This is a genomic window from Streptomyces sp. NPDC001980 (assembly GCF_040296885.1).
In the GTDB taxonomy this organism is placed as follows: Bacteria; Actinomycetota; Actinomycetes; order Streptomycetales; family Streptomycetaceae; genus Streptomyces.
Map to the genome: position 1 here is coordinate 127,895 of NZ_JBEOYD010000011.1, position 24,715 is coordinate 152,609.

A 24,715-nucleotide genomic window follows, 5' to 3' on the forward strand; every position below is an offset into this window, starting at 1 on the left:
CGAAAGGTCCCGAAACCGATCAGAAACCAACTCGGCCGAACATCGTGGGCGCAATAACAGCCGCTTGTCCGCTCATGCGTCAATAGCCTGCGGCTCTCTCGCCCGTCTCTTGCCCGAAACGTAATCGACATGGTTGTCTGCCGGTTTGTTGAACAAAGCGGTACGACAGAGCCCCCACGGGACAAACTCCGTGGGGGCTCGTGTGCGGGCGTGTTGGTTTCGGGTGGCAGGACCAGCGGTTAAACCCGCAGCAACCGGCCCGGCACGGCATGTTCTACGGCCGTACCAGCAGTTGGAAGTCGAAGGCGTACCGGGACGCCCGGTAGACGTGGCTGCCGTACTCCACCGGGCGCCCGGTGTCGTCGTACGCCGTGCGCTGCATGGTGAGCAGGGCGGCGCCCTCCTGCTCGTCGAGCCGGACGGCCTCCTCGGCGGTGGCGCTGCGGGCGCCCACCGTCTGCCGGGCGCTGTGCAGGGTGATGCCGGCCGTGCGCATCATCCGGTACAGACCGGTCGACTCCAGCCGCTCCGTGTCGAGTTCGAGCAGGGCGGCCGGCAGGTAGTTGCACAGGAACGCCACCGGCTGGCCGTGCGTGCAGCGCAGCCGCTCCAGGACGACCACCTCCGCATCCTCCGCGATCCCGAGCGCGGCGGCCACCTCGGCGGTCGCCGGGATCCGCTCGTTGCGCAGCACCCGGGTGGTCGGGCCCTGCCCGGCCGACTCCAGGTCGTCGTAGAGGCTGCTCAGCTCCAGCGGCCGCTTGACCTGGCTGTGCACCACCTGGGTGCCCACGCCCCGGCGGCGCACAAGGAGGCCCTTGTCGACAAGCGACTGAATGGCCTGGCGGACCGTGGGCCGGGACAGGCCGAGCCGCACCGACAGGTCGATCTCGTTGCCCAGGAGGTTGCCCGGGGCGAGCACCCCGTGCTCTATGGCCTCCTCCAGCTGCTGGGCGAGCTGGTAGTAGAGCGGAACCGGACTGCCGCGGTCCAGGGCGAAGTCCAGGGTGTCGAGCGCCGAGACGGTCGCGCTGCGGGCGGAATCACCGGTACGGGCCACCGGGACACCTCCTTCCGGGGATCGGGGGATCACAGGTGCCGGCGGCGGTCGGCGACCTGCCGGTCGTACTCCTCGCGGGCGTGCACGGCGGCCTCGCGGGAGGCGGTCTCGGCGACCGGCACGTCCCACCAGGCCTCGGCCCCGGGAGCGGTCGGCGCCGGGTCCGTCTCCACGTACACGCACGTCGGCCGGTCGCTCGCGCGGGCCGCGGCGAGCGCCTCGCGCAGCTCCCGCACGGTCTTGGCGCGCAGCACCTCCATGCCGAGGCTGGCCGCGTTGGCGGCGAGGTCCACCGGCAGCGGCGCCCCGCCGAAGGTGCCGTCGGCGGAGCGGAAGCGGTAGGCGGTGCCGAACCGCTCGCCGCCGACCGTCTCGGAGAGGCCGCCGATGGAGGCGTACCCGTGGTTCTGGATGAGGACCAGGTTGACCGGCAGGCCCTCCTGGACCGCGGTGACGATCTCGGTCGGCATCATCAGATAGGTGCCGTCGCCCACCAGGGACCAGACCACGGTGTCCGGGGCCGCCTGCTGGACGCCGATGCCGGCCGGGATCTCGTAGCCCATGCAGGAGTAGCCGTACTCCAGGTGGTACTGGCGCGGCGAGCGGGCCCGCCACAGCTTGTGCAGGTCGCCCGGGAGCGAGCCGGCCGCGTTGATGACAACGTCGTCATCGCCCACGACGGCGTCAAGGGCCCCGAGTACTTGAGTCTGTGTGGGCACGGCGTCCTCGTCGTCCGCGCGATAGGCGGCCTCGACGACCGCGTCCCAACGCTCCTTGCCGGCCCGGTACTCGGCCTCGTACCCGCCGTCCACGCGGTACCCGGACAGCGCCCCCGCGAGCGCCTCCAGAGCCGCCCGCGCGTCCGCCACGACCGTCCGCGCCGCCAGCTTGTGGGCGTCGAAGCCGGTGATGTTCAGGTTCAGGAAGCGGACGTCCGGGTTCTGGAAGAGGGTGCCGGAGGCCGTGGTGAAGTCCGTGTACCGGGTGCCGACGCCGATGACCAGGTCGGCGGCGCGGGCCAGGTCGTCCGCGACGGCGGTCCCGGTGTGCCCGATCCCGCCCAGGTCGGCCGGGTGGTCGTGGCGCAGCGAGCCCTTGCCCGCCTGGGTCGACGCGACGGGGATCCCCGTGGCCTCCACAAGCGCCCTCAGGGCGTCTTCCGCGCGGCTGTGGTGGACTCCGCCGCCCGCCACGATCAACGGCCGCTGAGCGGCCCTCACGGCGGTCACGGCGTCCGTCAGCTCCACGGGGTCCGGGGCGGGCCGCCGGACCCGCCACACGCGCTCCGCGAAGAACTCCTCCGGCCAGTCGTACGCCTCCGCCTGGACGTCCTGGGGGAGGGCCAGGGTGACCGCGCCGGTCTCGGCCGGGTCGGCGAGGACCCGCATGGCGTTCAGCGCGGAGGGGATCAGCGCCTCGGGGCGGGTGATCCGGTCGAAGTAGCGGGAGACCGGGCGCAGGGTGTCGTTGACGGAGACGTCGAACTCGCTCGGGTGCTCCAGCTGCTGCAGCAGCGGGTCGGGCCCGTGGCTCGCGAAGTAGTCGCCGGGGAGCAGGAGGACCGGCAGCCGGTTGATGGTGGCGAGGGCGGCGCCGGTCACCAGGTTGGTGGCGCCCGGGCCGATGGACGTGGTGACCGCCTGCGCGGAGAGCCGGTCCAGCTGGCGGGCGTGGCCGACCGCCGCGTGCACCATCGCCTGCTCGTTGCGGCCCTGGTGGTACGGCATCACGTCGCTGTACTCGACGAGCGCCTGGCCGATCCCCGCCACGTTGCCGTGGCCGAAGATGCCCCAGGTGCCGGCGATCAGCCGGTGCCGGACACCGTCGCGCTCGGTGTACTGCGCGGACAGGAACCGCACCAGCGCCTGGGCGACGGTCAGGCGGGTGGTCGGCTGGCTCATGGGGGACCTCATTCGGACGGGGTGGTGGAGAGGGGCGGGCCGGCGTCCTGCTCCGCCCGGGTGAGGGGTACGCCCGACGGGAGCGGGTAGAGATCGCCTTCGGAACGGCCGGTCGCGACAGGGCCGGAGGCCTGTGGCGGCGACTCGGTCATGCGAGGCTCCTCGGGTGGGCGGATGCCCCTCAGGTGTAGATCGGGGCAGGTCGCGCTGTCAATGGTTTGTACTTACATTCGGACCTGAATGTGAAATGATGTCTTAACAAAGTATTGACAGCGGGCCTCCCAGGGACTTGTATCCCGTCCCAGCGCACAGCAGTGACCCGGACCACCTCCGTCGGCCCGGGTCCGGGGATCCGCCGGATCCCTTCCTTCCCCCCGGTCGCACAGTGAGGTGCAGGATGGACCGCTCTTCCCACTCCCGTTCGCGCAGGCTGGCCCCGATCGTGGCCGTCGCCGCGGCGGCAGCCCTGACCCTCGCAGGCTGCTCCAGCAGCTCCGGAGGAAAGAAGTCCGAAGAGGGAGGTGCGGCGGCCTCCGCAGGCAAGGCGTCCACCCCGCGCATGACGGTCGCGCTGGTCACCCACCAGTCGCCGGGCGACACCTTCTGGGACATCGTCCGCAAGGGTGCGCAGGCCGCCGCCGACAAGGACAACATCAAGCTCGTCTACTCCGCCGACCCGAACGCGGGCAACCAGGCCAACCTGGTGCAGAACGCGATCGACCAGAAGGTCGACGGGATCGCCGTCACCCTCGCCAAGCCGGACGCCATGAAGGACGTCATCGGCAAGGCCAACGCCGCGAAGATCCCGATCGTCGGCCTCAACTCCGGTCTGAGCGACTGGAAGAAGCTCGGTCTGCTGGAGTTCTTCGGCCAGGACGAGACGGTCGCGGGCGAGGCGCTCGGCAACCGGCTGAACACGGAGGGCGCCAAGAAGGTCGTCTGTGTCATCCAGGAGCAGGGCAACGTCGGCCTCACCCAGCGCTGCGACGGAGTGAAGAAGACGTTCTCGGGGACGACGGAGACCCTGTACGTCGACGGCACGTCCCCGACCGCGGTCAAGTCGACGATCACCGCCAAGCTCACGCAGGACAAGGCCATCGACCACGTGGTCACCCTCGGCGCCCCGATCGCGCTGATCGCCGTCCAGTCGGTGTCCGACGCGGGCAGCAAGGCGAAGGTCGCCACCTTCGACCTCAACAAGGACCTGACCACCGCCATCAGCAAGGGAACCATCGAGTTCGCCGTGGACCAGCAGCCCTACCTGCAGGGCTACCTGGCGGTCGACTCGCTGTGGCTCTACAAGAACAACGGCAACTACAGCGGCGGCGGTGAGCAGCCGGTGCTGACCGGGCCGGCCTTCGTCGACAAGTCCAACGTCGACAAGGTCGCCGAGTTCGCCGCGAAGGGCACCCGGTGATCGACATGAGTCAGCAGGCACAGCCGGCGGTGGCGACGCCGCCGGCTCCCGGCCCGAAGGAGAAGGACGGGCGGACCGCGCAGCGCCCCCTGGCGCTGCGGATCCTGGCCCGACCGGACGTCGGCGTCTTCCTCGGCGCCGTCGCGGTCTACGTCTTCTTCCTGATCGCGGCCCCGCCGGTGCGCGAGGCCAGCTCGATGGCGAACATCCTGTACCAGTCGTCGACCATCGGCATCATGGCACTGCCGGTCGCCCTGCTGATGATCGGCGGCGAGTTCGACCTCTCCGCCGGTGTCGCGGTGGTCAGCTCGGCCCTCACCGCCGCGATGCTCAGCTACCAGCTGACCCTCAACGTGTGGGCGGGCGTGATCGTCGCGCTCATCGTGTCGCTGGGCATCGGTTTCCTCAACGGCTGGCTGGTGGTCAAGACCGGACTGCCCAGCTTCCTCATCACCCTGGGCAGCTTCCTGATCCTCCAGGGCGTGAACCTCGCGGTGACCAAGCTGGTCACCGGCAACGTCGCCACCGACGACATCAGCAACATGGACGGCTTCGGCCAGGTCAAGGCGGTCTTCGCGTCCTCCTTCGACATCGGCGGCGTCCAGGTGAAGATCACCATCTTCTGGTGGCTGTTCTTCGCCGCCATCGCCACCTGGGTGCTGCTGCGCACCAAGTACGGCAACTGGATCTTCGCGGTCGGCGGCAACAAGGAGTCCGCCCGCGCGGTCGGCGTCCCGGTGAACTTCACCAAGATCTCGCTGTTCATGCTGGTCGGCTTCGGCGCCTGGTTCGTCGGCATGCACCAGCTGTTCTCCTTCAACACCGTGCAGTCCGGCGAGGGCGTGGGCCAGGAGCTGATCTACATCTCCGCCGCGGTCATCGGCGGCTGCCTCCTGACCGGCGGTGCCGGTTCGGCCATCGGCCCGGTCTTCGGCGCCTTCATGTTCGGCATGGTCCAGCAGGGCATCGTCTACGCGGGCTGGAACCCCGACTGGTTCAAGGCCTTCCTCGGCGTGATGCTCCTCGGCGCCGTGATGATCAACCTGTGGGTCCAGCGGACCGCGACCAGGAGGTGACCCGATGACAGACAACACCACCGGAACCCACGGGGCCGTCCTCCAGGACGAGGCGCCGGCCGACGGCGGCCCGATCGTCGAACTGCGCGGCGCCGGCAAGTCCTACGGCAACATCCGCGCCCTGCACGGCGTCGACCTCAAGGTCTTCCCCCACCAGGTGACCTGCGTCCTCGGCGACAACGGCGCCGGCAAGTCCACCCTCATCAAGATCATCTCGGGGCTGCACCAGCACACCGAGGGCGACTTCCTCGTCGACGGCACCCCGGTCCGCTTCTCCACCCCCCGCGAGGCCCTCGACAAGGGCATCGCCACCGTCTACCAGGACCTCGCCACCGTCCCGCTGATGCCGGTGTGGCGCAACTTCTTCCTCGGCTCCGAGATGACCAAGGGTCCCTGGCCCGTGCGCCGACTCGACATCGCGAAGATGAAGGAGACCGCCGACCGCGAACTGCGCAACATGGGCATCATCCTGGACGACCTCGACCAGCCCATCGGCACCCTCTCGGGCGGCCAGCGCCAGTGCGTGGCCATCGCCCGCGCCGTCTACTTCGGCGCCCGCGTCCTCATCCTCGACGAGCCGACCGCCGCCCTCGGCGTCAAGCAGTCCGGTGTGGTCCTCAAGTACATCGCCGCCGCCCGCGAACGCGGCCTCGGCGTCATCTTCATCACCCACAACCCCCACCACGCCTACATGGTCGGCGATCACTTCAGCGTCCTGCGGCTCGGCACCCTCGAACTCTCCGCCGAGCGCAGCGACATCACCCTGGAGGAACTCACCAACCACATGGCCGGCGGCGCCGAGCTCGCGGCCCTCAAGCACGAGCTGTCCCAGGTGCGCGGGGTCGACACCGAGGAACTCCCCGAAGAGGAAGACGTCGCCGCATCCGCCGCGACCGGTCCGGAAGGGAAGTCGTGACCCCATGACCACCCCTCTCGACCGCATCCGGGTCGGCTCGGCCCCCGACTCCTGGGGAGTCTGGTTCCCGGACGACCCCCGGCAGGTCCCCTGGGAACGCTTCCTCGACGAGGTCGCCGAGGCCGGCTACTCCTGGATCGAACTCGGCCCCTACGGGTATCTCCCCACCGACCCGGCCCGCCTCACCGACGAGATCGCCAAGCGGGACCTGAAGGTCTCGGCGGGCACGGTCTTCACCGGCATGCACCGCGGTCCGGCGGTCTGGGAGTCGACCTGGGAGCACGTCAGCCAGGTCGCCGCGCTCACCCAGGCCATGGGGGCGAAGCACCTGGTGGTCATCCCGTCCTTCTGGCGGGACGACAAGACCGCCGAGATCCTGGAGCCGCCGGAGCTGACCGGGGAGCAGTGGGCCCACCTCACCAAGGGCATGGAACGGCTCGGGCACGAGGTGAAGGAGACGTACGGCCTGGACATCGTCGTCCACCCGCACGCCGACACCCACATCGACACCGAGGACCATGTCGAGCACTTCCTCGACTCGACCGACACGGACCTGGTCAACCTCTGCCTGGACACCGGTCACTACGCCTACTGCGGCGGCGACAGCGTCAAGCTCATCGAGACCTACGGCGAGCGGATCGGCTACCTCCACCTCAAGCAGGTGGACCCGGCGATCCTCGCCGACGTCCAGGCCAAGGGCACCCCGTTCGGGCCCGCCGTGGCCCAGGGCGTGATGTGCGAACCGCCCGCCGGCGTGCCGGAGCTGGGTCCGGTGATGGAGGCGGCGCAGCGGCTGGGTGTCGACCTGTTCGCGATCGTCGAGCAGGACATGTACCCCTGCGAGCCGGACAAGCCGCTGCCCATCGCGGTGCGCACCCGGACGTTCCTGCGGTCCTGCGGCGCCTGACCGCCGCTTCCCGGGCCCGTGGATCTCTCCACGGGCCCCGCGCGCCCCGGCGGGTTCGGGAACACCCGCCGGGGCGCGCGCGTTTGCGAAGTGACGGGTGACGCCCGCTACGACGGGGAGGACGAGCATGAGCCACGAGGAGACCGCGGCCGAGGCCGTGACACGCAAGGAACGCTTCGGCGCGCTGCCCGAGCGGATCCGCCCGGAGGACATGGTGGAGACCAGGCCCGCGATCCAGCACGACCCGGACCGGGACGCCTACGACCCGGACGAGTTCGCGGTCCGCTACGGCCTCTGAGCCGCCACCGGGAGCCGGACCGCGCCGTGGGCGAGCAGACTCTCGGCGCGGTCCGGCACCGTCTGCCGCGCCGCCTTTCCGTCGTGTGCCGGTTGCGCCGGCGCAGCGCGGGGGTGATCTCCCGCAGCCCGGGGTCCCGGAAGCGGGCGGCCGGACGTACGGCGAAGTCGGGCAGCCGCCGGGTGGAGACCTGCCGCCCGCGCTCGCCGAGGCACTCCTCGACGAGGGTCTTCGACCGGCGGCAGGGGATCGGCGTCGGATCCTCCGGATCGGTCCACAGCGTCTCGTCGGTGACACCTTCCGAGGCGTACGACGACGGGCGGGCGGCGCGGATGCTGGCGCTGATCGTCGACGGGCTGCGGGCCGGACGGAACGGCGGGGCGGGGACCGTGTTCCGGTCCCCGCCCCGCCGTGGTGCGAGTGTCCGCGGGTGTCAGGCCCCGCGGACCTCGGCGATCGTCACCGGCCGGTGCTCGTGCAGGGACAGCGTGCAGGCGTCGGCGATCCAGCCGGCCTCCAGGGCGTCCTCGACGGTGCACGGGGAGGGCCGGGTGCCGGCCACGACCTCGGTGAACGCGGTGAGCTCGGCGCGGTAGGCCGCCGTGAAGCGGTCCATGAAGAAGTCGTGCGGGGTGCCCGCCGGAAAGGTCACGCCGGGCTCGACCGAGCGCAGCGGGAGCTTGTCCTCCAGGCCGACCGCGATGGAGTCCGCGAAGCCGTGCAGCTCCATGCGGACGTCGTAACCCCGCGCGTTGTGCCGGGAGTTGGAGACCACCGCGATGGTGCCGTCGTCCAGGGTGAGGATCGCGCCGGTGGTGTCGGCGTCGCCCGCCTCCCTGATGTAGTCGGCGCCCCGGTTGCCGCCGACCGCGTACACCTCGGTGACCTCATGGCCGGTCACCCAGCGGATGATGTCGAAGTCGTGCACAGAACAGTCCCGGAAGATCCCGCCGGACGCGGCGATGTACGCGGCCGGCGGCGGGGCCGGGTCCAGGGTGGTGGAGCGCACCGTGTGCAGCTTGCCGAGTTCGCCCGCCTGGACGGCGGCGCGCGCGGCGACGAAGCCCGCGTCGAAGCGGCGGTTGTAGCCGATCTGGATCGGCACCCCCTTGCCCTGGACGGCCTTGAGGACCTCGACGCCCTCGGCCATGGTCTTGGCGACCGGCTTCTCGCAGAAGACCGGCACACCGGCCTCGACACCGGCCAGGATCAGGGCCGGGTGGGCGTCGGTGGCGGCGGCCACCACGATGCCGTCCACGCCGGCGGCCAGCAGCGCCTCGGGCGAGTCCACGACCTCGGCACCGAACTTCTCCGCGGCGGCCTTGGCGGCGTCCGCGAACGGGTCGGTGAAGACGAGCGACTCGACGACGTCGAGCCCGGAGAGGGTCTCGGCATGAAAAGCACCGATACGGCCGAGACCGAGGATTCCGATACGCATTGAGTGTTGCTCCTTGATGTTGAAATGTACGGTGCTACACGGACCCACGGCCCGTCGGCGTCAGCTCTCCCGTCGCGCCGCGGCCGCCCGCAACCCGTCCCGCAGCACCCGCGGCGCCCACCCCTCCCGCAGCGCCCGCCGCACGAGGTCCGCCTGCGAGGGCGGGGCCATGCCGTCGACCGGCGGGTCGCTGTCGAGGTTGGTCGGGAACGGGTGGCCCTCGGCGCTCGCGGCGATGACGTGTTCCAGCCACGCCTCGCCCGCCCCCTCCGACCGGCGCCGGCGCAGCACCGGGTAGACCGCGTTGGCCACCGCCTCCCGGTCCACGGTCTCCATGGCCCGCCCGAACGCCGAGGACACCTGGAGCAGGTTGGCCATCCGGCGCACGTCGAGGGTCCGGTTGGTGCCGGCCGCGTGGAACACCGCCGGGTTGAAGAACACCGCGTCGCCCTTCGCGAGCGGCAGCTGCACATGGCGGGCCTTGAAGTACTCCTGGAACTCCGGCCGCCGCCAGGCCAGGTAACCGGGCTCGTAGGTCTGCGAGTACGGCAGGTACATCGTCGGCCCCGACTCCACCGGCATGTCGCAGTGCGCGACCGCGCCCTGGAGGGTGAGCACGGGGGAGAGGCGGTGCACATGGGCCGGGTAGGCCTCGGCCTGCTCGTCGGAGAGGAAACCGAGGTGGTAGTCGCGGTGCGCGGTCTGCGCGGCGCCGCCCGGGTTGACCACGTTGATCTGCGAGGTGATCTGGTAGCCGGGGCCCAGCCAGGCCCGGGAGACCAGGGCCACGATGTCGTTGGCGTAGTAGTCGGCGAACGCCTCCGGGTCGTACAGCGCCGCCTTCTCCAGGGCGTTCCACACCCGCTCGTTGGCCCCGGGCGTCGCGAAGTGGTCACCGGCCCCCGCACCGGACTCGTGCTGCTCCGAGATGAGCGCCTCGAACACCGCGCCGGCCCGGTCCACCACGTTCGGATCGGTGAACGCGCCCCTGAAGACGGCGACGCCGGGACCGTCGGTCAGGGCGCGGACGAGTTCGGTCCGCACCTCGTGGGTCGCGCCGGCGGAGCGCAGCCGCTCGCTGTCGTAGACGAGGACGTTGTCCTCGACGGCCGAGGCGTACGAGTAGGCGGCTCGGTCGGTGGTCCGCTCGACCAGGGCACGGAAGACGTCGAGGTCGCAGTCCTGCTGCGAGAGCCAGGCACGGCCCTGTTCGGCGGCGAGGGACATCGGTGTCCTGCTTTCGGTCACGGCCATGGTCTCGGCCACGGCGGGGCTCTGCCATTCTTGTCAGCACAAACCCCTCGAACAACCAGCAGCGACCCGTCAAAAACCCCTCAAGGAGGCAGCCCGTGGGCCACCCCTTCCCCATCCGTGAGATCGCCCGGCAGGCAGGGCTCAGCGAGGCCACCGTGGACCGGGTGCTGAACGGCAGGGGCGGCGTCCGGGAGAGCACCGCCCGTGAGGTGGAGCGGGCCATCGCCGATCTGGACCGGCAGCGCACCCAGGTCCGGCTGGTGGGCCGTACCTTCATGGTCGACATCGTGATGCACGCGCCCGAGCGGTTCACCACGGCCGTGCGCGGCGCGCTGGAGGCCGAGCTGCCGGCCCTGCACCCGGCGGTGGTGCGCTCCCGGTTCCACTTCTGGGAGACCGGGCCTGTGGAGGAGCTGGTGCGGACGCTGGACCGGATAGTCCGCCGCGGCTCGCAGGGCGTGATCCTCAAGGCGCCGGACGTCCCCGAGGTCACCGCCGCCGTCGGCCGCCTCAGGTCGGCGGAGATCCCGGTCGTCACCCTCGTCACCGACCTGCCCGCCAGCGGCCGGCTGGCCTACGTCGGCAGCGACAACCGGGCCGCCGGCGCCACCGCCGCCTACCTCATGGGCCAGTGGCTCGGCGACCGGCCCGGCAACGTCCTCACCAGCCTGAGCAGCGGTTTCTTCCGCAACGAGGAGGAGCGCGAGATGGGCTTCCGCAGCGCCATGCGGGCCCGGCACCCCGAGCGCACCCTGGTGGAGATCGCCGAGGGACAGGGGCTGGACGCCACCCAGTACGACCTGGTCCGCGCCGCCCTGGAGCGCGACCCGGAGATCCGCGCCGTCTACTCGATCGGCGGCGGCAACATCGCCACCGTGCGCGCCTTCGCCGACCTGGACCGCGAATGCGCCGTGTTCATCGCCCACGACCTCGACCACGACAACACCCGCCTGCTGCGCGAGCACCGCCTGTCCGCGGTCCTCCACCACGACCTGCGCCAGGACATGCGCGAGGCCTGCCACCTGGTGATGCGCGCCCAGGGCGCGCTGCCCCCGGCCGGTCCGACCCTGCCGTCGGCGATCCAGGTGGTCACGCCCTACAACATGCCGGCTGCCACGACCCGCTGAGCGCGCCCACGCCTCGCCGACCGCGCTCACAGACTGATCGCGTACGCCTTGCGCAGCGTCTCGTGCACCGTCCAGGTCGTACGGTCGCCCGCGCGCAGTACGGCCATGTCACCGGGGCCCACGGTGAACGTCGCCCCGCCCTCGACCTCGATCGTCGCCGAGCCGCTGACCACCACGAACAGCTCGTCCGCCTCGGTGTCGGTGACCACCCCCGGGGTGATCTGCCAGATCCCGCGGAGCTGCGTCCCGTCGGCCGACTCCCAGACCACCTTCCCGGTGACCTCGGGCGTGCCGGAGACGATCTGCGCCGGGTCGAGCGGGTCGGGTTCGAGTTCGGCGTCGGGGATGTGCAGGGCGAAGCTGTGCGTCGTCATACGGCGACCCTAGCGAGCCCACCGGTGTCCCGGCCGTGGACAGGGTGTGCGGCATCCGGCCTGGTGGGAGGACACTTCGTCGGGCCGTGCCCGGTGGCGGCCGGGTCCGGCCCGGGTGATCGTGGAGGACATGGCTGACTCCACGGCGGCCGTGCCGGAGCCGCGTGCGCACGACACCCGCGAGGCCGTCCTGTTCGGCGGGGTCTACGGCGCCGTGCTGGCCTGCTCGATGGTGGCCGCGCTCACCCAGTACGGCCACACCTCCGAGGCCAGCCGTCGCTACGACGCCCTCTGGCTGCTGGTCACCGCCTGCGCCTCCGCCCTGGCGCACGGCTACGCCCACTACATCGCCGAGCGGGCCCCGCACCGGCGCTGGGACGCGCTGCACACCCTGGCCGACGAGTGGCCGCTGGTCACCGCCGTCCTGCCCACGGTCTTCCTGCTCGCGGGCGCGGGCTGGGGCTGGTGGCCGCCGAAGGGCGTCGAGTACCCGGCGTTCGTCCTGAACATCGTGATCCTGTTCGGCCTCGGACTCGTCACCGCCCGCTGGTCGGAGCGGAGTTGGCCGGCCGCCGTGCTGATCGGCACGGTGGACGCGTTGCTCGGGGTGATCGTGGTGGTGGCCAACGCGCTCATCAAGTAGACGCGGTGAGCGGGCGGTGCGTGGCTGCCGTTCATTGAACGGTGAACGGGTTTACGATCACCTCAGGGCACTGTTCCTCCGGGCAAGGAGCCGGCATGACCACCGATGACGCAGTCACCGCAGAGGCCGTCGACAGTCTGCGGGGCACCGACGCCCCCCGGCTGCGCGAGCTGCTCACCGCGCTGATCCGCCATCTGCACGCCTTCACGCGCGAGACCCGGCTGACCCGGCGCGAGTGGGAGGCGGCGATCGCGTTCCTCACCGAGACCGGGCAGACCTGCACGGACACCCGGCAGGAGTTCATCCTGCTCTCCGACGTCCTGGGCCTGTCGATGCTGGTCGAGACGGTCAACGGGCACAGCGACCCCGGCAGCACCGAGTCGACCGTCCTCGGCCCCTTCCACATGACCGAGTCCCCGGTCCGGGAACTCGGCGCCGACATCGACCTGGTGGGAGGCGGCGAACCCTGCGTGGTCAGCGGCGTCGTCCGCGCCGCCGACGGCACCCCGCTGCCCGGCGCCGTCCTGGACGTGTGGCAGGCCGACCCGCACGGCTTCTACGACGTGCAGCAGCCCGACGTCCAGCCGGCCGGCAACGGCCGCGGCCTGTTCACCGCCGACGACGAGGGCCGCTTCTGGTTCCGCACGTGTGTGCCCAGCGCCTACCCGATCCCGACCGACGGCCCGGTCGGCGCCCTCCTCAAGGCCACCGGACGGCACCCCTACCGCCCCGCCCACATCCACTTCATCGTCTCGGCCGTGGGACACAAGCCGGTCACCACGCACATCTTCGTCGCCGGCGGGGAGTACCTGGACTCCGACGCGGTGTTCGCCGTCAAGGAGAGTCTGGTCGAGGACTTCACCCCGACCGACGACCCCGCCCTGGCCGGGGAGTACGGCGTACCGAACCCGTTCCGGCACGCCCGCTTCGACCTGGTCCTGGAGCGCTCGTGAACCCCCTGGACTTCGTGTACGAGACCCGTCCCTCCCGAGTGGTCTTCCGGCCCGGCGCCGCGTTCACCGCACCCGCCGGGGAGGCCCGGCACCTCGGGCTTCGGCGGCTCCTCGTGCTCAGCGGCGAGCGGGGCGCGGAGACGGCGCGGGCGGTCGCCGACTCGCTGGGGGACGCCTGCGCGGGGCTGCACACGGGCGCCCGGATGCACGTCCCCGTGGAGGTCGCCGACCGGGGTGTCGAGGCGGCCCGGGCCGCGGGTGCCGACGGCTGCGTGGCCGTCGGCGGCGGCTCGGCCATCGGCCTCGGCAAGGCCATTGCCCTGCGCACCGGGCTCCCGCTGATCGCCGTGCCCTCGACCTACGCCGGCTCCGAGATGACCCCGGTCTGGGGCCTGACCGAGCACGGTGTCAAACGCACCGGCCGCGACCCCGTCGTGCTGCCGCGCAGCGTCGTCTACGACCCCGGACTCACCCTCTCCCTGCCCGTCCCGCTCTCGGTGACCAGCGGGATCAACGCCCTCGCCCACGCCGTCGAGGCGCTCTACGCCCCCGACGGCTCGCCACTGGTCGCGCTGATGGCCGAGGAGGGCGTACGGGCGCTGGCGGGCGCGCTGCCGGAGATCGCCGCGGCCCCGGACGCCGTACCGGCCCGCTCCCGCGCCCTGTACGGCGCCTGGCTGTGCGGAGCCTGCCTCGGCGCCACCACCATGGGCCTGCACCACAAGCTGTGCCATGTCCTCGGCGGCACCTTCGGCCTGCCGCACGCCGAGACCCACACCGTCGTCCTGCCGTACGCCCTCGCCTTCAACGCGTCCGCCGCCCCGGACGCGGCCGCCGCCGTCGCCCGGGCTCTCGGCACGGACGACGCCCCGGCCGCCCTCCAGGAACTCGCGGCCCGCCTGGGCGCACCCGGCTCCCTCGCCGAACTCGGCCTGAAGGAAGCGGACTTGGCGGTCGCCGCCGCCCAGGTCGCGGGTCAGCCGTACGCCAACCCGAGGCCGGTCACGACCGACGACGCACTGACCGTACTGCGGGCGGCGTACGAGGGCGGTCCGGCCCGGGTGTGACGGCCCGACTCGCCGGCGGCGCCGCGACCCTGGACGGTGGCGGCCGCCACCGGGGCGTTCTTCGTGATCGGCGCCGGCCGCGAGGAACTCGGAGCACTCACCTGGGGGGCCGGCCCGGCAGCGCTCGCGGGCAGTCGGTGCTCCGCCGCCCAGCGCCCCGCGACGTCGCCGAGGCCGTCGCCCTCGCGGGGCGTTTTCTCCGCGACGGCTCCGTATCGCCATCGCCGGCCGTCGTCCCCTGCGCCGGTGCGCGTCACGGCAGTGGCCGGTGAATCCGGGCGGAAGTGTCACCAGTTCGTCGGACAGCGGGCATGATGGGGTGTCAGCGGGAGTTCAGGGGGACGAGTGCTCGATCGCTTACGCTTTGATGATTTCATCGTCGTACTGCCGGGAATCGGTGGCAGCACGCTGTACCGGGGTGATCAACCCGTCTGGAAGCCGCCTCTGTCGTTGGGCGGAGCGCTGAAGACGCGCGGTCGCGGCTTCGAGGACCTGGCGGGTGATCACGGCCTGCTGGACGACCCCGAATACGACGACGGTATCGCCGCGTCTGGCCTCATCGGCGGAGGGCGCAGCCTTCCGGGTCTCTCCAAGGTGAACCAGTACAACCTCCTGCGCAGGAGCATCAAAGACTCGTTCGACGTCGTCGAGGGCGACTGCGCCGTCGACGGGGCGCCGGCCAATTACTTCGAGTTTCCGTATGACTGGCGGCGCGACAACCGGGTGTCGGCGCAGCGGCTGAAGGAGTTCATCGACCGCGAACTGCCGAAGTGGGCGACGACGCTGCCTTATGGACGCCCCAGGGTGGTCTTCGTCTGCCACAGCATGGGTGGGCTGGTGGCCAAGTACTACCTTTCCGCTCTCGGCGGCTGGGAACACTGCCGCTCGCTGATCACTTTCGGTACGCCGTTTCGCGGCTCACTGGCGGCCCTGGACCTGCTGGCCAACGGTGCCCGGAAGTTCGGCCTCGATCTCGGCGCCGTCTCATCCGTGCTCCGCGAGTTCACTTCCGTCTATCAGCTCCTGCCCCGCTACCCGGTGGTCGTCGACCACCGGGCCGGCGCACCCACCGGCCTTCCTCCCGTACGAGTGCACGAACTGTCGGGTGACGTAGGACGGCTCGACCTCAAGCGAGCCGGGGACGCGTACGAGGATTTCCACCGGCGGATGGACGAGGACCGGTCCACCCACGCCGGGAGCAGCCTCGCCTCGCTGATCTCGATGACGCCCGTCGTGGGCTATGGGCACGGCACCGACCAGTCCGCCGTCATCGACGACAAGGGGCTGCGGACCACGGAGGAGGCCATCGCCCTCGGAGTGGACCGGCAGTGGCTCGCCACCGGGGACGAGACCGTCCCCGCCGTGTCGGCCATGCCGGTGGAGTTCTCCGAGACGGGCACCTGGGCGTGGGAGAACGCGAAACACTCGTCCATGCATGCGACCGAGGAGGTTGTGAACCGGTTGCTGAAGGTGCTCGCCCAGTACAGCGCGGCACTTGTGGACCTGCAGGGCCCGGAGTGGGACGGCGGCCCCTCGCCCTTTGCCGCGAGCCCGGACCCCCGCGCCCTGGACCTACGCACCGATCCGGTCCACAGCGTCGACGAGCCTGTCGTCGTCACGTGTGCGAGCCTCGACATCTCCGTGGGCACCCACCCGCCCCAGCTCTCCGTCTCCGGGCCCGGGGAGCCGGCCGAACTCGTGCTGGACGAACAGGGCGGTGCCGCCCGCTGGACGGTCGTCGGCCTCTGCCCCGGGAGCTACGAGATGACCGCCACCGTCGGAGACCGCTCGGTGAAAGACGTCTTCGAGGTCTGGTGACCGGTCCCGAACATGCCGCGGGCCGGTGGGAGAAATGGAAGAAGACCGAGCCCGCCCGGCTGTCGTCCTACGTGAACCCGGAGGCCGTCGCACGGCGGTTCGGGTCCCTCGGCCCGACCCACGCCCAGCGTTCGGCCGACCTGAGACATGCGGTGCGACAGGTCTACGACCACGTCGTCGGGCAGAAGCTCCCCTACGAGACCGCCACCATCGACTCCACGGGATTCCACGAAGCCGAACAGGTCATCCGGCCCCCCGCGGCCATGATGACCGAAGGCGGCAACTGCCTTGAGCTGTCCCTGTTGTTCGCCGGGATGTGCATCCGCCACAAGCTGCGCCCTCTGGTGGTCCTCCTCGACGACCACGCACTCGCCGCCGTCTGGCTCGGCGGCGACCTCGACGCGGCGTGGCCTCACGGGCGACCCGCCCCCGGCGATCACCTGATCATGAGTCAAGGTGTGGCCAACCAGAAGTTGTCGGTCGTCGACCTGCGCGGCAACCTGCTCCGGCTGGTCGAACAGGGGACCTACCTTCTCGTCGAGTGCACGGGCTTCGCCCACTCCGGTGACTTCGGGGCCGGAGCAGGACAGTTGACCTTCGAGCAGGCGGTGGCCGCGGGCGCGGACCGGGTCGCACGAGGCAACCTGACCAACGTCGTCGACATCGCCTTTCACCACCGCCACGGTCTCTACCGGCCGTACGCCGCTCCTGAGCCATCGTTCCTCCCGGACACCGCGGCGGCCGAAGCCGTGCCCGAGAGCGAGACGGAGACCACGCAGGACCCGCAGCTCAGCCCCATCGGCAGCCGGGCGCTGGCCGCCGCCCTGCGGAGCGCTGCCGAGACGCTCCCCCAACTGAACGCTCTGCTCGACCGGTCGAGATGGTCGCGACCGGATCTCGGCAGGCTACTCGACTCGCTGGGCGCCGCGCCCCCCGGCCCGGAGCGGGACCACCTGCTCTGCCTCGCACAAGGTCTGGACCACGCCGTGGACGTCGGCTCGTTCATCACCGCGTGGATGCCCCGGGCCGCCACCGCGGTGGGCCTACGCCGTGCCCTGCTCGCCTGCGTGAGCGGCCTCGGAGGCGTGACGCCCCAGGGGCTGTCCGAACACCTCGACACGGTCGTGCTCCGCCGTCCGGTCACCGACGTGGACGGCCGTGCGTCGCTCCTGGGTTTCGTCCTGCGCCTGGCGACCGAGGCAGGCATCGACACCGACAATCCGGAGTTCGACGCGTGGTGCCAGCAGAGCGGCTACGACATCGGCGAGGCCAACGCACTGCGGCAGAAGGCCATGGCGCAGGCGCGGGCCAGACACCGACGGCTGCTGATCCACCTGAGAGGCGATCCTGCTCGCGACTGGCCCGAGGAAGGCAGGGCCTGGCTGCTCGACGAGATGACCGACGACACGACGGGCAGGACGACCGAGAAGGCCACGGCCGAACACCCGTCCCTGCGGTGCGCGCCGAGCGCCGACGGCGTGGCGGCGCTGCTCGACGAGGTCCTGGACTGGGTTCACGACCTACCCGACATCACGCTCCTGCACCGCGTCGACATCGCGATGCCCGCCCGTACCCTGCTGTGCTGGCGAGCGGAGGAGGCGGACGTGGGCAGCCGGCTGGGAGCCCATCACGACGTGGTCCTGCACTGGGGAGACCGCATGCATCCGCCGCAGCACCTGCGGGGTCTGGCGCGCGCGGCCCGTTACCGCCTCTACCACATAGATGTGCAGGACCAGGTGAGCGGCTGCCTGGACTGGGTGGCGGCGGACATGGTGGACAACCAGTCGGCATTCGAGGAGAACCTGCGCAAGGACGTGTACCCGGGCGCTCTCGGCCTGCGATCCGCGCCGATCGGCCAGGAGGATCTGTTCGAGGCGCTACTCGCGCAGTTCCCCATCCTCCTGTGGCCCGAGCGGGCCGTGTCCGCGTGGGTGCCGATCGAGGAGACCGTGCGCGAACAGTGGGTGAACCTGCCCGGCGGGTTCACCACCGCCTACAAGACCGCCTGGTCGTGCCCGGAGGACGAGGTCCCGCCGCTCGCCCGGCTCCGCGCGGTCTGGGACGACCACCACTGGCTCACGTTCTGCCGCACGATCGGGAGACACCGGGCCGGAATCGCGCTGGCCGACAGCGCCGGATTGGGAGGACAACCATGACCTGGCGTCCCTACTACCAGGGCAACGGTGAACGGTACGAGGGCGAGTTGCCCGCGCCTCCGTCCTGGCGTTTCGCCCCGCCAGAAGTGTCCGCGGAGCGGTTCCGGCCACCGGACAAGCTGGCCGAGGCGGTCAACGCTGCGCTGTGCCTGCGCCGGCCCCTGCTGCTGACCGGGGCGCCGGGCACCGGCAAGTCGACCGTGGCGACGTCCGTCGCGTACGAACTGAACCTGGGAGAGGTGCTGGAATGGCACATCACCTCCCGAAGCACCCTCACCGATGCCCTGTACCGCTACGACGCACTCGGCCGGCTGGACGCGTCACGTCACCATGAACCGCACGACATCGGGCGTTTCCTTCAGCTGGGCCCGCTGGGCACGGCTCTGATGGACTGGAAGCGGCCACGGATGCTCCTCGTCGACGAGATCGACAAGAGCGATATCGACCTGCCGAGCGACCTGCTGAACGTCATCGAGACCGGCGAGTTCGAAATCCCGGAACTGACCAGACACGCGGAGAAGGAGGTGCAGGTACGGCTCTGGGGCGGGGACGGGACCCGTACTGTCCGCAATGGCCGCGTCAAATGCGGCGAGTTCCCCTTCATCGTCATGACCAGCAACGGCGAGCGCAGTTTTCCACCGCCTTTCCTGCGCCGCTGCGTCCGTTTCGAGATGCCCGACCCGGACGCGCGCAGTCTTGCGGCGATCGTCGGGGCCCATCTCGGCGAGGACAACGCGGAGCGGGCGAAAAGCCTGCTCGTCGATTTCGAATCGAGGCTCAAACGCCGCGAGAGCCTCGCCACCGACCAACTGCTCAACGCACTCCACCTCGTGACGGGAGAGTTCGCACCCGACGATGACCAGCGCGCTCGCCTGATCAAGCTCCTGCTCCGCGATCTCTCCACCACCTGACATGCTTGAGGATCTCGTCCGCGGCCTCCAGCGCCTCGACGCCGACTTCGACGCCGTCTCGTTGGCCGACGCCCTGTGGCTGTGCGGTCTCATGCCGCCCGGCGAAGGCGGCGGCCCCGCACCGGGCCCGGCGGAACAACTCGCCGCCCCCGGTCCGGCGACGGACGACGGAACCGCTCCGGCAGAAGGAGCGCAGGAAGAAGCATCCGCCGAATCCCCGGAGGGCAACGACGTCTTCGACTCACCCGGAGGCCATGGAAGCAGGCCGGCCGTCGTCGACCGGACCGGGCGCGGCCCCGCGCTGCCCGACGACCTGGCACTCGCCCGCGCACTGCGACCACTCAAGCGGAGCTACCCCCACGGCCGCGGCCATGCCCTCGATACGGAGGCCACCGTCCGGGCGTACGCCGAGACGCAGGAGCTGGTGCCTGTTCTCGCCCCGCGTCCCGAGCGCTGGTTCCATCTTGATCTGGTCGTCGATCAGTCGGCCTCCATGCAGGTGTGGCAGGACGTAGCCGGGGAACTCCTCATGCTGCTCCAGCAGCTCGGTGCGTTCCGCACCGTCCACCGATGGCAACTCGACGCCCGGTCCGAAGAGCCCCTCCTGTACGACGCCTCCGGTGCTCCGGTCCGGCCCCACCGGCTGCGGGACCCGCACGGCAGACGGCTCGTTGCGGTCTTCTCGGACTGCGTCGATGCCGGATGGCACGCGCCACCGATCTGGCAGACCCTGCGCTCATGGGCGCAGTCCACCGCCACCGTGTTGCTCGACCCCCTGCCGCCCAGGCTCTGGCCGCATACCGGACTCGACGGGCCCGTGGTGCCCTTGACCCCGGCAGGACCGGGAGCACGGGCCGTGGACATGGGCTGCACGGTCCCGGCCGCCGTGCGGATGCTCTCCGCCATGACCCCGAGTGGGGTCGGCAACTGGTTGCCGTGCCCGGTCGCCGGCATCTCCGCCGATTCTCTCGCGGCCTGGGCCCGCACCGTGATGGCCACCGGCACGGAGGGCTGCCAGGGAGTGCTGATCCCGTCCTGCGGCCGTCTGGCGGAGGCGGACGACGACATGTACGGCGACACGTATGACGTCTTCGCACCGGGCGGTACCGGGCCGGGGCCCGACCTCCTCGCGCAGGCAGCCCTGTCCGCCCACCAACTCGTCCGTACTTTTCGCCATCTCGCCTCTCCGGCGGCCGGCCGGCTCGCTGTCCTCTGCAGCCGCCAGACGGAGCTTTCGCTGCCCGTCCTGCGCGCCGTGCAGCAGGCGATGGAACCGGACTCCGGCGTCGCGGAACTCGCCGAACTGATCATCAGCGGCCTCTTCGAACATGTGCCGGGGTCCAGGACGGCGGATCTCAGGCTGCGCTTCAGAGCCGGTGTACGCGGCGAACTCCACAAGTTCCTGGCCGCCGAGGACGCCTGGCAGGTTCACCTCGCCCTGCGCCGGTTCCACGAACGGGAGACGGCCCGTCGGACCCATCCCGTCACCGTCGCGGCCGAGCAGGGGGGCACACGTGTGCCCGACGGTCTGGCGCCCTTCACCACGACGAGTCAGGTGGCATCACGTCAGGAGGCACAGACGCGGCCCACGGCGCTGATCCTGACCACGCTGGCCCTGGAGTACGCGGCCGTACGAGCCCACCTCGCAGACATCGAAGAGTTGGTGCACCCCAGCACCGGCACCAGGGTCCAGCGCGGCCGGCTCACCGGCACGCCGTGGAGCGTTGCCCTCGCCGAGACCGGTGGCGGTAGCTACGCCGCCGCCCTCACCGAGCGCCTCAGCACGTGGCTCCGCCCCCAGGTGCTGGTCATGGTAGGCGTCGCGGGCGGGCTGAAGGACGACATCAAGATCGGGGATGTCGTGGTGGCCACCCGAGTTCACCGGGTCCCGAGCACCGACCGGACCCTGGAAGGCCACTTGGTCCGCTCCGAGGCCTTGTACTCCTCACCCAGCCTCGTGCAGACAGCCCGCCACGCCCTCCGCGGCAAGGCCCACTTCAAGCCGATCGTCGTGGGGGACTCCGTCCACGCCGACGACGAACACGAGTTCGTGCAGCACCTCCGCACGCTCTACGACGACGCGGTCGCCATCGAGATGGAAGGCGCCGGCTTTGTCCAATACGCCTACCGACACACCAGGGCGGACGCCCTGATCATCCGGGGCATCAGTGACAGGGCCGACGCGCAGAAGTACGGTGGGAACACGGAGGCCGCGCGGAACGCGGCAGCGGCCGCCGTCGCGGTCCTCCGTGAGTTCGAGCCCCCGGACGGTGACCGCTTGGACTTTCGCGGCGGCGTCTTCACCGGGTCGGTCACCGGTAAGGCGGTCACCGTCGACGTGCCGCTGCCCGACGAGGACTGGGCTCTGCCCACCACCTCGGCCGGAACCGGCCCACCGTCCCCGCAAACGGTGGAACCCGAGCTTCGAGGGACGGGGGCGGGTACTCCTTCGTCGGCGCAAATCGTCGTGCTCGCACGCAGCGCGGATCCGGTAGCGGGTGGCAGCAGAGTCCGTCGTGTGGGGATCGGCCTGCTGCTGAGTCCCCGCCTGATCCTCACTGCCGGGCACATCGTGTCGGGAGCCGGTGCACGAGGGGCCGTCAAAGCCATCAACACGCAGGGGTATGTCACCGCGCGTGGCTGGCGGGACTGCGACGTCCTGTGGCACGACAGCACGCGCGACGCCGCGCTGCTCCTCGCCGGGGACGACGTCGTCGCCCCGGTCGGCGAAGCCGGCCTCTCCCTGCTGAGCTGGGGAGAGATGACCGGCACCGGTTCTCTCCCTGGATGCGAGGTGATCGGACTTCGGTCCGCCGCAGCCGGTTCCGCACTGTCCCACAGGGGTCGCCTGGAAGGCATCCTCTACCCGTCACGGCGTCACGACGGCTCATACGAGTTCGAAGTCGCCGACCGGTCACCACTGGGAAGCGCCCCACCGGATGTGGAGCTCCTGTCGGGAGCGCCTTTGCTCCGCGGTGATCTCGTGGTCGGCGTCACCACCTCCACGAGCTCTGTTCTGGCGGACGACCTTCGCCTCAAGGTAGCCGCGGTCAGCACGCTGGCGCGCGACCCGGAGTTCGCAAGGATCATCAGAGCGCATCTTCACGAGGTGCCACGTCTTCAGCCCCTGCCGCTGGCGGCCGAGCCGAGCGGGAACAGCGCTTCGGGACCACCGGCGACCGGTGGCCTGCCGACGCTGGCTCAACTCACCACCGCCGAGCAGCGGTGGGCCGACCGCGAGGAGGACATCACCACCGTAAGCGGAGAACCCTACGATGTCGGCGAGGTCTTCGCCCGCCGTTGGATCGAACGGCTCCCCTCACCGGACCGGCTGCAGGAGCTCGTCGTCCAATACCCGCGCATTCCGCACCGGATCGATGGTGAACTCCTGCGGTATGCCGCTCGTTTCGGACTGCTCGCCCACATGGACGATCGCATCGACGAGGGCGACCGCCATGCGCTCCGGGCGGGTTTCTGGCATGAAGTCAACCGTTCGACGCCGAAAGCGGAGCAGGGCGAGGCGGCGACGGCTGAGAACGAACTGGAGCACGTGCGAGTCGGCGTCACGGGTCACCGTGAGATTCCGGCCGCGATACTGCCGATGGTGCGCGATTGGGCACTGAGAAGGCTTGACGTCGGCGACAATGTGGTGATCCTCAGCTGTCTTGCGCCGGGTACGGATCAGATTTTCGCCGAGGCCGCCCGGGATCACGGGATCGAGATGACCGCTGTGGTCCCCGGCACGGACTACGAGGCTCAACTCGGTGACGAGGAAGCACGCGCCCTTTATCTGGCTTATAACCGGAGTTGTGCGATAAGGGTCGATCTGCCAGTCCAGCCCACTGTCGAGGAGGCGTACCTCGCGGCCGGCATGTGGATCGTCGACCACGCTGACGAGCTGGTCGCCGTCTGGGACGGCCGGCCCGCCCGGGGACTGGACAGGACAGCGGACGTGGTGGCCTACGCGCGGCGAACCGGAGTTCCGGTGACGGTCCTCTGGAAGCCGGGCGTCACACGTGACGAGTGAGGCTCATGTGCCCGGCCCCGACGGCGTCCGCCCGGTGAGCGGCGGTTGGTGGAGTGCCTCCTGCTCCGCCAGGATCAGCGCGCTTGAGGGAACTGCGGCGCGTAGTTCGTGCAGGACGAGAAGGGCGGCATGCAGTCGCTCCGGGCCCTCATAGGCGTCGTGGGCGAGGACGAGGCGGGCGCGGTTCTCCAGGTTCTGCCACGCGTACCGGCGGCGGAGATTGGCCATGTGGCGGGCCTCGGAGCGCAGGAAGGCCGAACCGGCGGACAAGCCCGCAGACAGCAGGGCGAGGATCGCCGCGGGGACGCGGGCGCCCTCGGAAGCCAGGCCGGCGGCCCCGGAGACGCCGGCCAGGACCGCGGCAGGCAGTCCCAGGCCGATGTACACCGCGTGCCAGAGCTTGGCCCGCCACCGCGCCCGGCGTGCCCCGGTCCGCGCCTCGGTGATGATCTTCTCTACCTGGGCGCGCAGGGCGAGCAGCCGAGGCCCCTCTCCCGTACCGCCGTCCGATGCGGGTCCGGCATTGCCCTCCACCACGGATCCCCCTACAGGGTGCGGGAGTCGGACGTTTTCAGGCCCGTACTGTACGACCGTGGGACGCGTCGCTGACAGGGGGCGGTTTGTGTCGTCCATTCCCGGTGTCCGGAAATACTCCGGACCGGGTTGGCGGCATCAGGGCACCGGTGGCGCGGAGTAAGGTCGATCGATTCCGTTCGGGCATCCGTTCGTGCCCTTCCGGGAAGAGCTCGGATTACGCGGAGAGCGCGAGAGGTACGGGTTTTTCGGCTGCCTGCTGAATGGGAAGGGACTCCCTCACCGAGTGTCCCTTGTCGGTCGGGCGGTGTTCTCGGGGCCCGTCGGGGCGGGATCCGATGGTGAACCGGTCGATTTCGCCGTCGGCGTCTGGTCGCGAGCGGAGTCGTGAAGATCCATACGGGGCCTGGCTGTGCGGGTCCTGCCTGGGCGCCACCACCATGGGCCTGCACCACGAGCTGTGCCATGTCCTCGGCGGCACGTTCGGCCTCCCGCACGCCGAGACCCACACCGTCGTCCTGCCGTACGCCCTCGCCTTCAACGCGTCCGCCGCCCCGGAGGCAGCGGCCGCCGTCGCACGGGCCCTCGGCACGGACGACGCCCCGGCCGCCCTCCAACAACTCGCGGCCCGCCTCGGCGCACCCCGTTCCCTCGCCGAACTCGGCCTGAAAGAAGCGGACCTGGCGGTCGCCGCCGCCCAGGTCGCCGGGCAGCCGTACGCCAACCCGAGACCGGTCACGACCGACGACGCACTGACCGTGCTGCGGGCGGCCTACGAGGGCGGTCCCGCTCGGGCGTGACGGCCTGCCGGCGGGACCGGCTCGGCTACCATGCGCGA

Annotated in this window: 19 protein-coding genes and 3 pseudogenes; 15 read left to right on the forward strand and 7 right to left on the reverse strand. The window is 70.7% G+C overall.

Going from position 1 to position 24,715, the window contains the following annotated elements; genetic code table 11:
• Positions 1 to 274: 274 nt before the first annotated feature.
• The 3 genes from ABT137_RS19170 to ABT137_RS19180 are packed head-to-tail and all read right to left on the reverse strand — an operon-like array spanning position 275 to position 3,113.
• Positions 275 to 1,060 carry a GntR family transcriptional regulator gene (locus tag ABT137_RS19170; RefSeq protein WP_351710282.1) on the reverse strand — a complete coding sequence of 262 codons (786 nt, stop codon included), beginning with the start codon at positions 1,058 to 1,060 and terminating at the stop codon, positions 275 to 277.
• A 29-nt stretch (positions 1,061 to 1,089) separates the two neighbouring features.
• Positions 1,090 to 2,961 carry a 3D-(3,5/4)-trihydroxycyclohexane-1,2-dione acylhydrolase (decyclizing) gene (gene iolD, locus ABT137_RS19175; RefSeq protein WP_351710284.1) on the reverse strand — a complete coding sequence of 624 codons (1,872 nt, stop codon included), beginning with the start codon at positions 2,959 to 2,961 and terminating at the stop codon, positions 1,090 to 1,092.
• 8 nt (positions 2,962 to 2,969) lie between these two features.
• On the reverse strand, positions 2,970 to 3,113 hold the full coding sequence (locus ABT137_RS19180) for a hypothetical protein (RefSeq protein ID WP_351710286.1): 144 nt from the start codon (positions 3,111 to 3,113) through the stop codon (positions 2,970 to 2,972).
• 245 nt (positions 3,114 to 3,358) lie between these two features.
• Between ABT137_RS19180 and ABT137_RS19185 the strand changes: the two genes are divergently transcribed.
• From ABT137_RS19185 to ABT137_RS19205, 5 genes are all read left to right on the forward strand, one after another.
• Positions 3,359 to 4,378, forward strand: a complete 1,020-nt coding sequence (locus ABT137_RS19185; RefSeq protein WP_351710288.1) for a sugar ABC transporter substrate-binding protein — start codon at positions 3,359 to 3,361, stop codon at positions 4,376 to 4,378.
• Positions 4,379 to 4,383: 5 nt separating this feature from the next.
• Positions 4,384 to 5,454 carry an ABC transporter permease gene (locus tag ABT137_RS19190; protein ID WP_502984538.1) on the forward strand — a complete coding sequence of 357 codons (1,071 nt, stop codon included), beginning with the start codon at positions 4,384 to 4,386 and terminating at the stop codon, positions 5,452 to 5,454.
• Between the two features lie 4 nt (positions 5,455 to 5,458).
• The gene (locus ABT137_RS19195) at positions 5,459 to 6,370 is read left to right on the forward strand and encodes an ATP-binding cassette domain-containing protein (RefSeq protein WP_351710290.1); all 912 of its coding nucleotides are present in this window, start codon (positions 5,459 to 5,461) and stop codon (positions 6,368 to 6,370) included.
• A 4-nt stretch (positions 6,371 to 6,374) separates the two neighbouring features.
• On the forward strand, positions 6,375 to 7,277 hold the full coding sequence (locus ABT137_RS19200; RefSeq protein WP_351710292.1) for a sugar phosphate isomerase/epimerase family protein: 903 nt from the start codon (positions 6,375 to 6,377) through the stop codon (positions 7,275 to 7,277).
• Between the two features lie 127 nt (positions 7,278 to 7,404).
• Positions 7,405 to 7,575 carry a hypothetical protein gene (locus tag ABT137_RS19205; protein ID WP_351710294.1) on the forward strand — a complete coding sequence of 57 codons (171 nt, stop codon included), beginning with the start codon at positions 7,405 to 7,407 and terminating at the stop codon, positions 7,573 to 7,575.
• A 433-nt stretch (positions 7,576 to 8,008) separates the two neighbouring features.
• On the opposite strand, the gene ABT137_RS19210 is transcribed toward ABT137_RS19205, so the two are convergent.
• Together ABT137_RS19210 and ABT137_RS19215 are read right to left on the reverse strand one after the other, a co-directional pair.
• On the reverse strand, positions 8,009 to 9,013 hold the full coding sequence (locus tag ABT137_RS19210) for a Gfo/Idh/MocA family protein (RefSeq protein WP_351710296.1): 1,005 nt from the start codon (positions 9,011 to 9,013) through the stop codon (positions 8,009 to 8,011).
• A 60-nt stretch (positions 9,014 to 9,073) separates the two neighbouring features.
• Positions 9,074 to 10,240 carry a phytanoyl-CoA dioxygenase family protein gene (locus tag ABT137_RS19215; RefSeq protein WP_351710552.1) on the reverse strand — a complete coding sequence of 389 codons (1,167 nt, stop codon included), beginning with the start codon at positions 10,238 to 10,240 and terminating at the stop codon, positions 9,074 to 9,076.
• A gap of 122 nt (positions 10,241 to 10,362) precedes the next feature.
• On the opposite strand from ABT137_RS19215, the gene ABT137_RS19220 reads away from it, so the two are divergent.
• Positions 10,363 to 11,394, forward strand: a complete 1,032-nt coding sequence (locus ABT137_RS19220) for a LacI family DNA-binding transcriptional regulator (RefSeq protein ID WP_351710298.1) — start codon at positions 10,363 to 10,365, stop codon at positions 11,392 to 11,394.
• 26 nt (positions 11,395 to 11,420) lie between these two features.
• Here the strand turns inward: ABT137_RS19220 and ABT137_RS19225 are convergent, their stop codons facing one another.
• A complete protein-coding gene (locus ABT137_RS19225) occupies positions 11,421 to 11,768 on the reverse strand; it encodes a cupin domain-containing protein (protein ID WP_351710300.1) in 348 nt (115 codons plus the stop codon).
• A 130-nt stretch (positions 11,769 to 11,898) separates the two neighbouring features.
• Between ABT137_RS19225 and ABT137_RS19230 the strand changes: the two genes are divergently transcribed.
• The 8 genes and pseudogenes from ABT137_RS19230 to ABT137_RS19265 form a co-directional block, all read left to right on the forward strand.
• Positions 11,899 to 12,411, forward strand: a complete 513-nt coding sequence (locus ABT137_RS19230) for a hypothetical protein (protein WP_351710302.1) — start codon at positions 11,899 to 11,901, stop codon at positions 12,409 to 12,411.
• Between the two features lie 95 nt (positions 12,412 to 12,506).
• A complete protein-coding gene (locus ABT137_RS19235) occupies positions 12,507 to 13,364 on the forward strand; it encodes an intradiol ring-cleavage dioxygenase (protein ID WP_351710304.1) in 858 nt (285 codons plus the stop codon).
• 5 nt (positions 13,365 to 13,369) lie between these two features.
• A complete protein-coding gene (locus ABT137_RS19240) occupies positions 13,370 to 14,431 on the forward strand; it encodes a maleylacetate reductase (RefSeq protein ID WP_351710554.1) in 1,062 nt (353 codons plus the stop codon).
• Between the two features lie 450 nt (positions 14,432 to 14,881).
• Entirely contained in the window at positions 14,882 to 16,249 is a 1,368-nt protein-coding gene (locus ABT137_RS19245) for an esterase/lipase family protein (protein WP_351710306.1), read from the forward strand.
• Positions 16,246 to 18,405 carry a vWA-MoxR associated conflict system protein gene (locus ABT137_RS19250; RefSeq protein WP_351710308.1) on the forward strand — a complete coding sequence of 720 codons (2,160 nt, stop codon included), beginning with the start codon at positions 16,246 to 16,248 and terminating at the stop codon, positions 18,403 to 18,405. The genes ABT137_RS19245 and ABT137_RS19250 overlap by 4 nt, the downstream gene beginning before the upstream one ends.
• Positions 18,402 to 19,316 carry an AAA family ATPase gene (locus ABT137_RS19255; RefSeq protein WP_351710310.1) on the forward strand — a complete coding sequence of 305 codons (915 nt, stop codon included), beginning with the start codon at positions 18,402 to 18,404 and terminating at the stop codon, positions 19,314 to 19,316. Before ABT137_RS19250 ends, ABT137_RS19255 begins: the two co-directional genes overlap by 4 nt.
• Positions 19,317 to 19,407: 91 nt before the next feature.
• Positions 19,408 to 21,504 (forward strand): annotated as a pseudogene (locus ABT137_RS19260) (SAV_2336 N-terminal domain-related protein); the annotation flags it as partial.
• Positions 21,505 to 22,485: 981 nt separating this feature from the next.
• Positions 22,486 to 22,815, forward strand: a pseudogene (locus ABT137_RS19265) (NYN domain-containing protein); the annotation flags it as partial.
• Between the two features lie 531 nt (positions 22,816 to 23,346).
• Here the strand turns inward: ABT137_RS19265 and ABT137_RS19270 are convergent.
• Positions 23,347 to 23,880 (reverse strand): hypothetical protein, encoded by a 534-nt coding sequence (locus ABT137_RS19270; RefSeq protein ID WP_351710312.1) that lies wholly within the window; start codon positions 23,878 to 23,880, stop codon positions 23,347 to 23,349.
• A 395-nt stretch (positions 23,881 to 24,275) separates the two neighbouring features.
• Between ABT137_RS19270 and ABT137_RS19275 the strand changes: the two are divergent.
• A pseudogene (locus ABT137_RS19275) lies at positions 24,276 to 24,677 on the forward strand (dehydroquinate synthase/iron-containing alcohol dehydrogenase family protein); the annotation flags it as partial.
• Between the last annotated feature and the right edge of the window lie 38 nt (positions 24,678 to 24,715).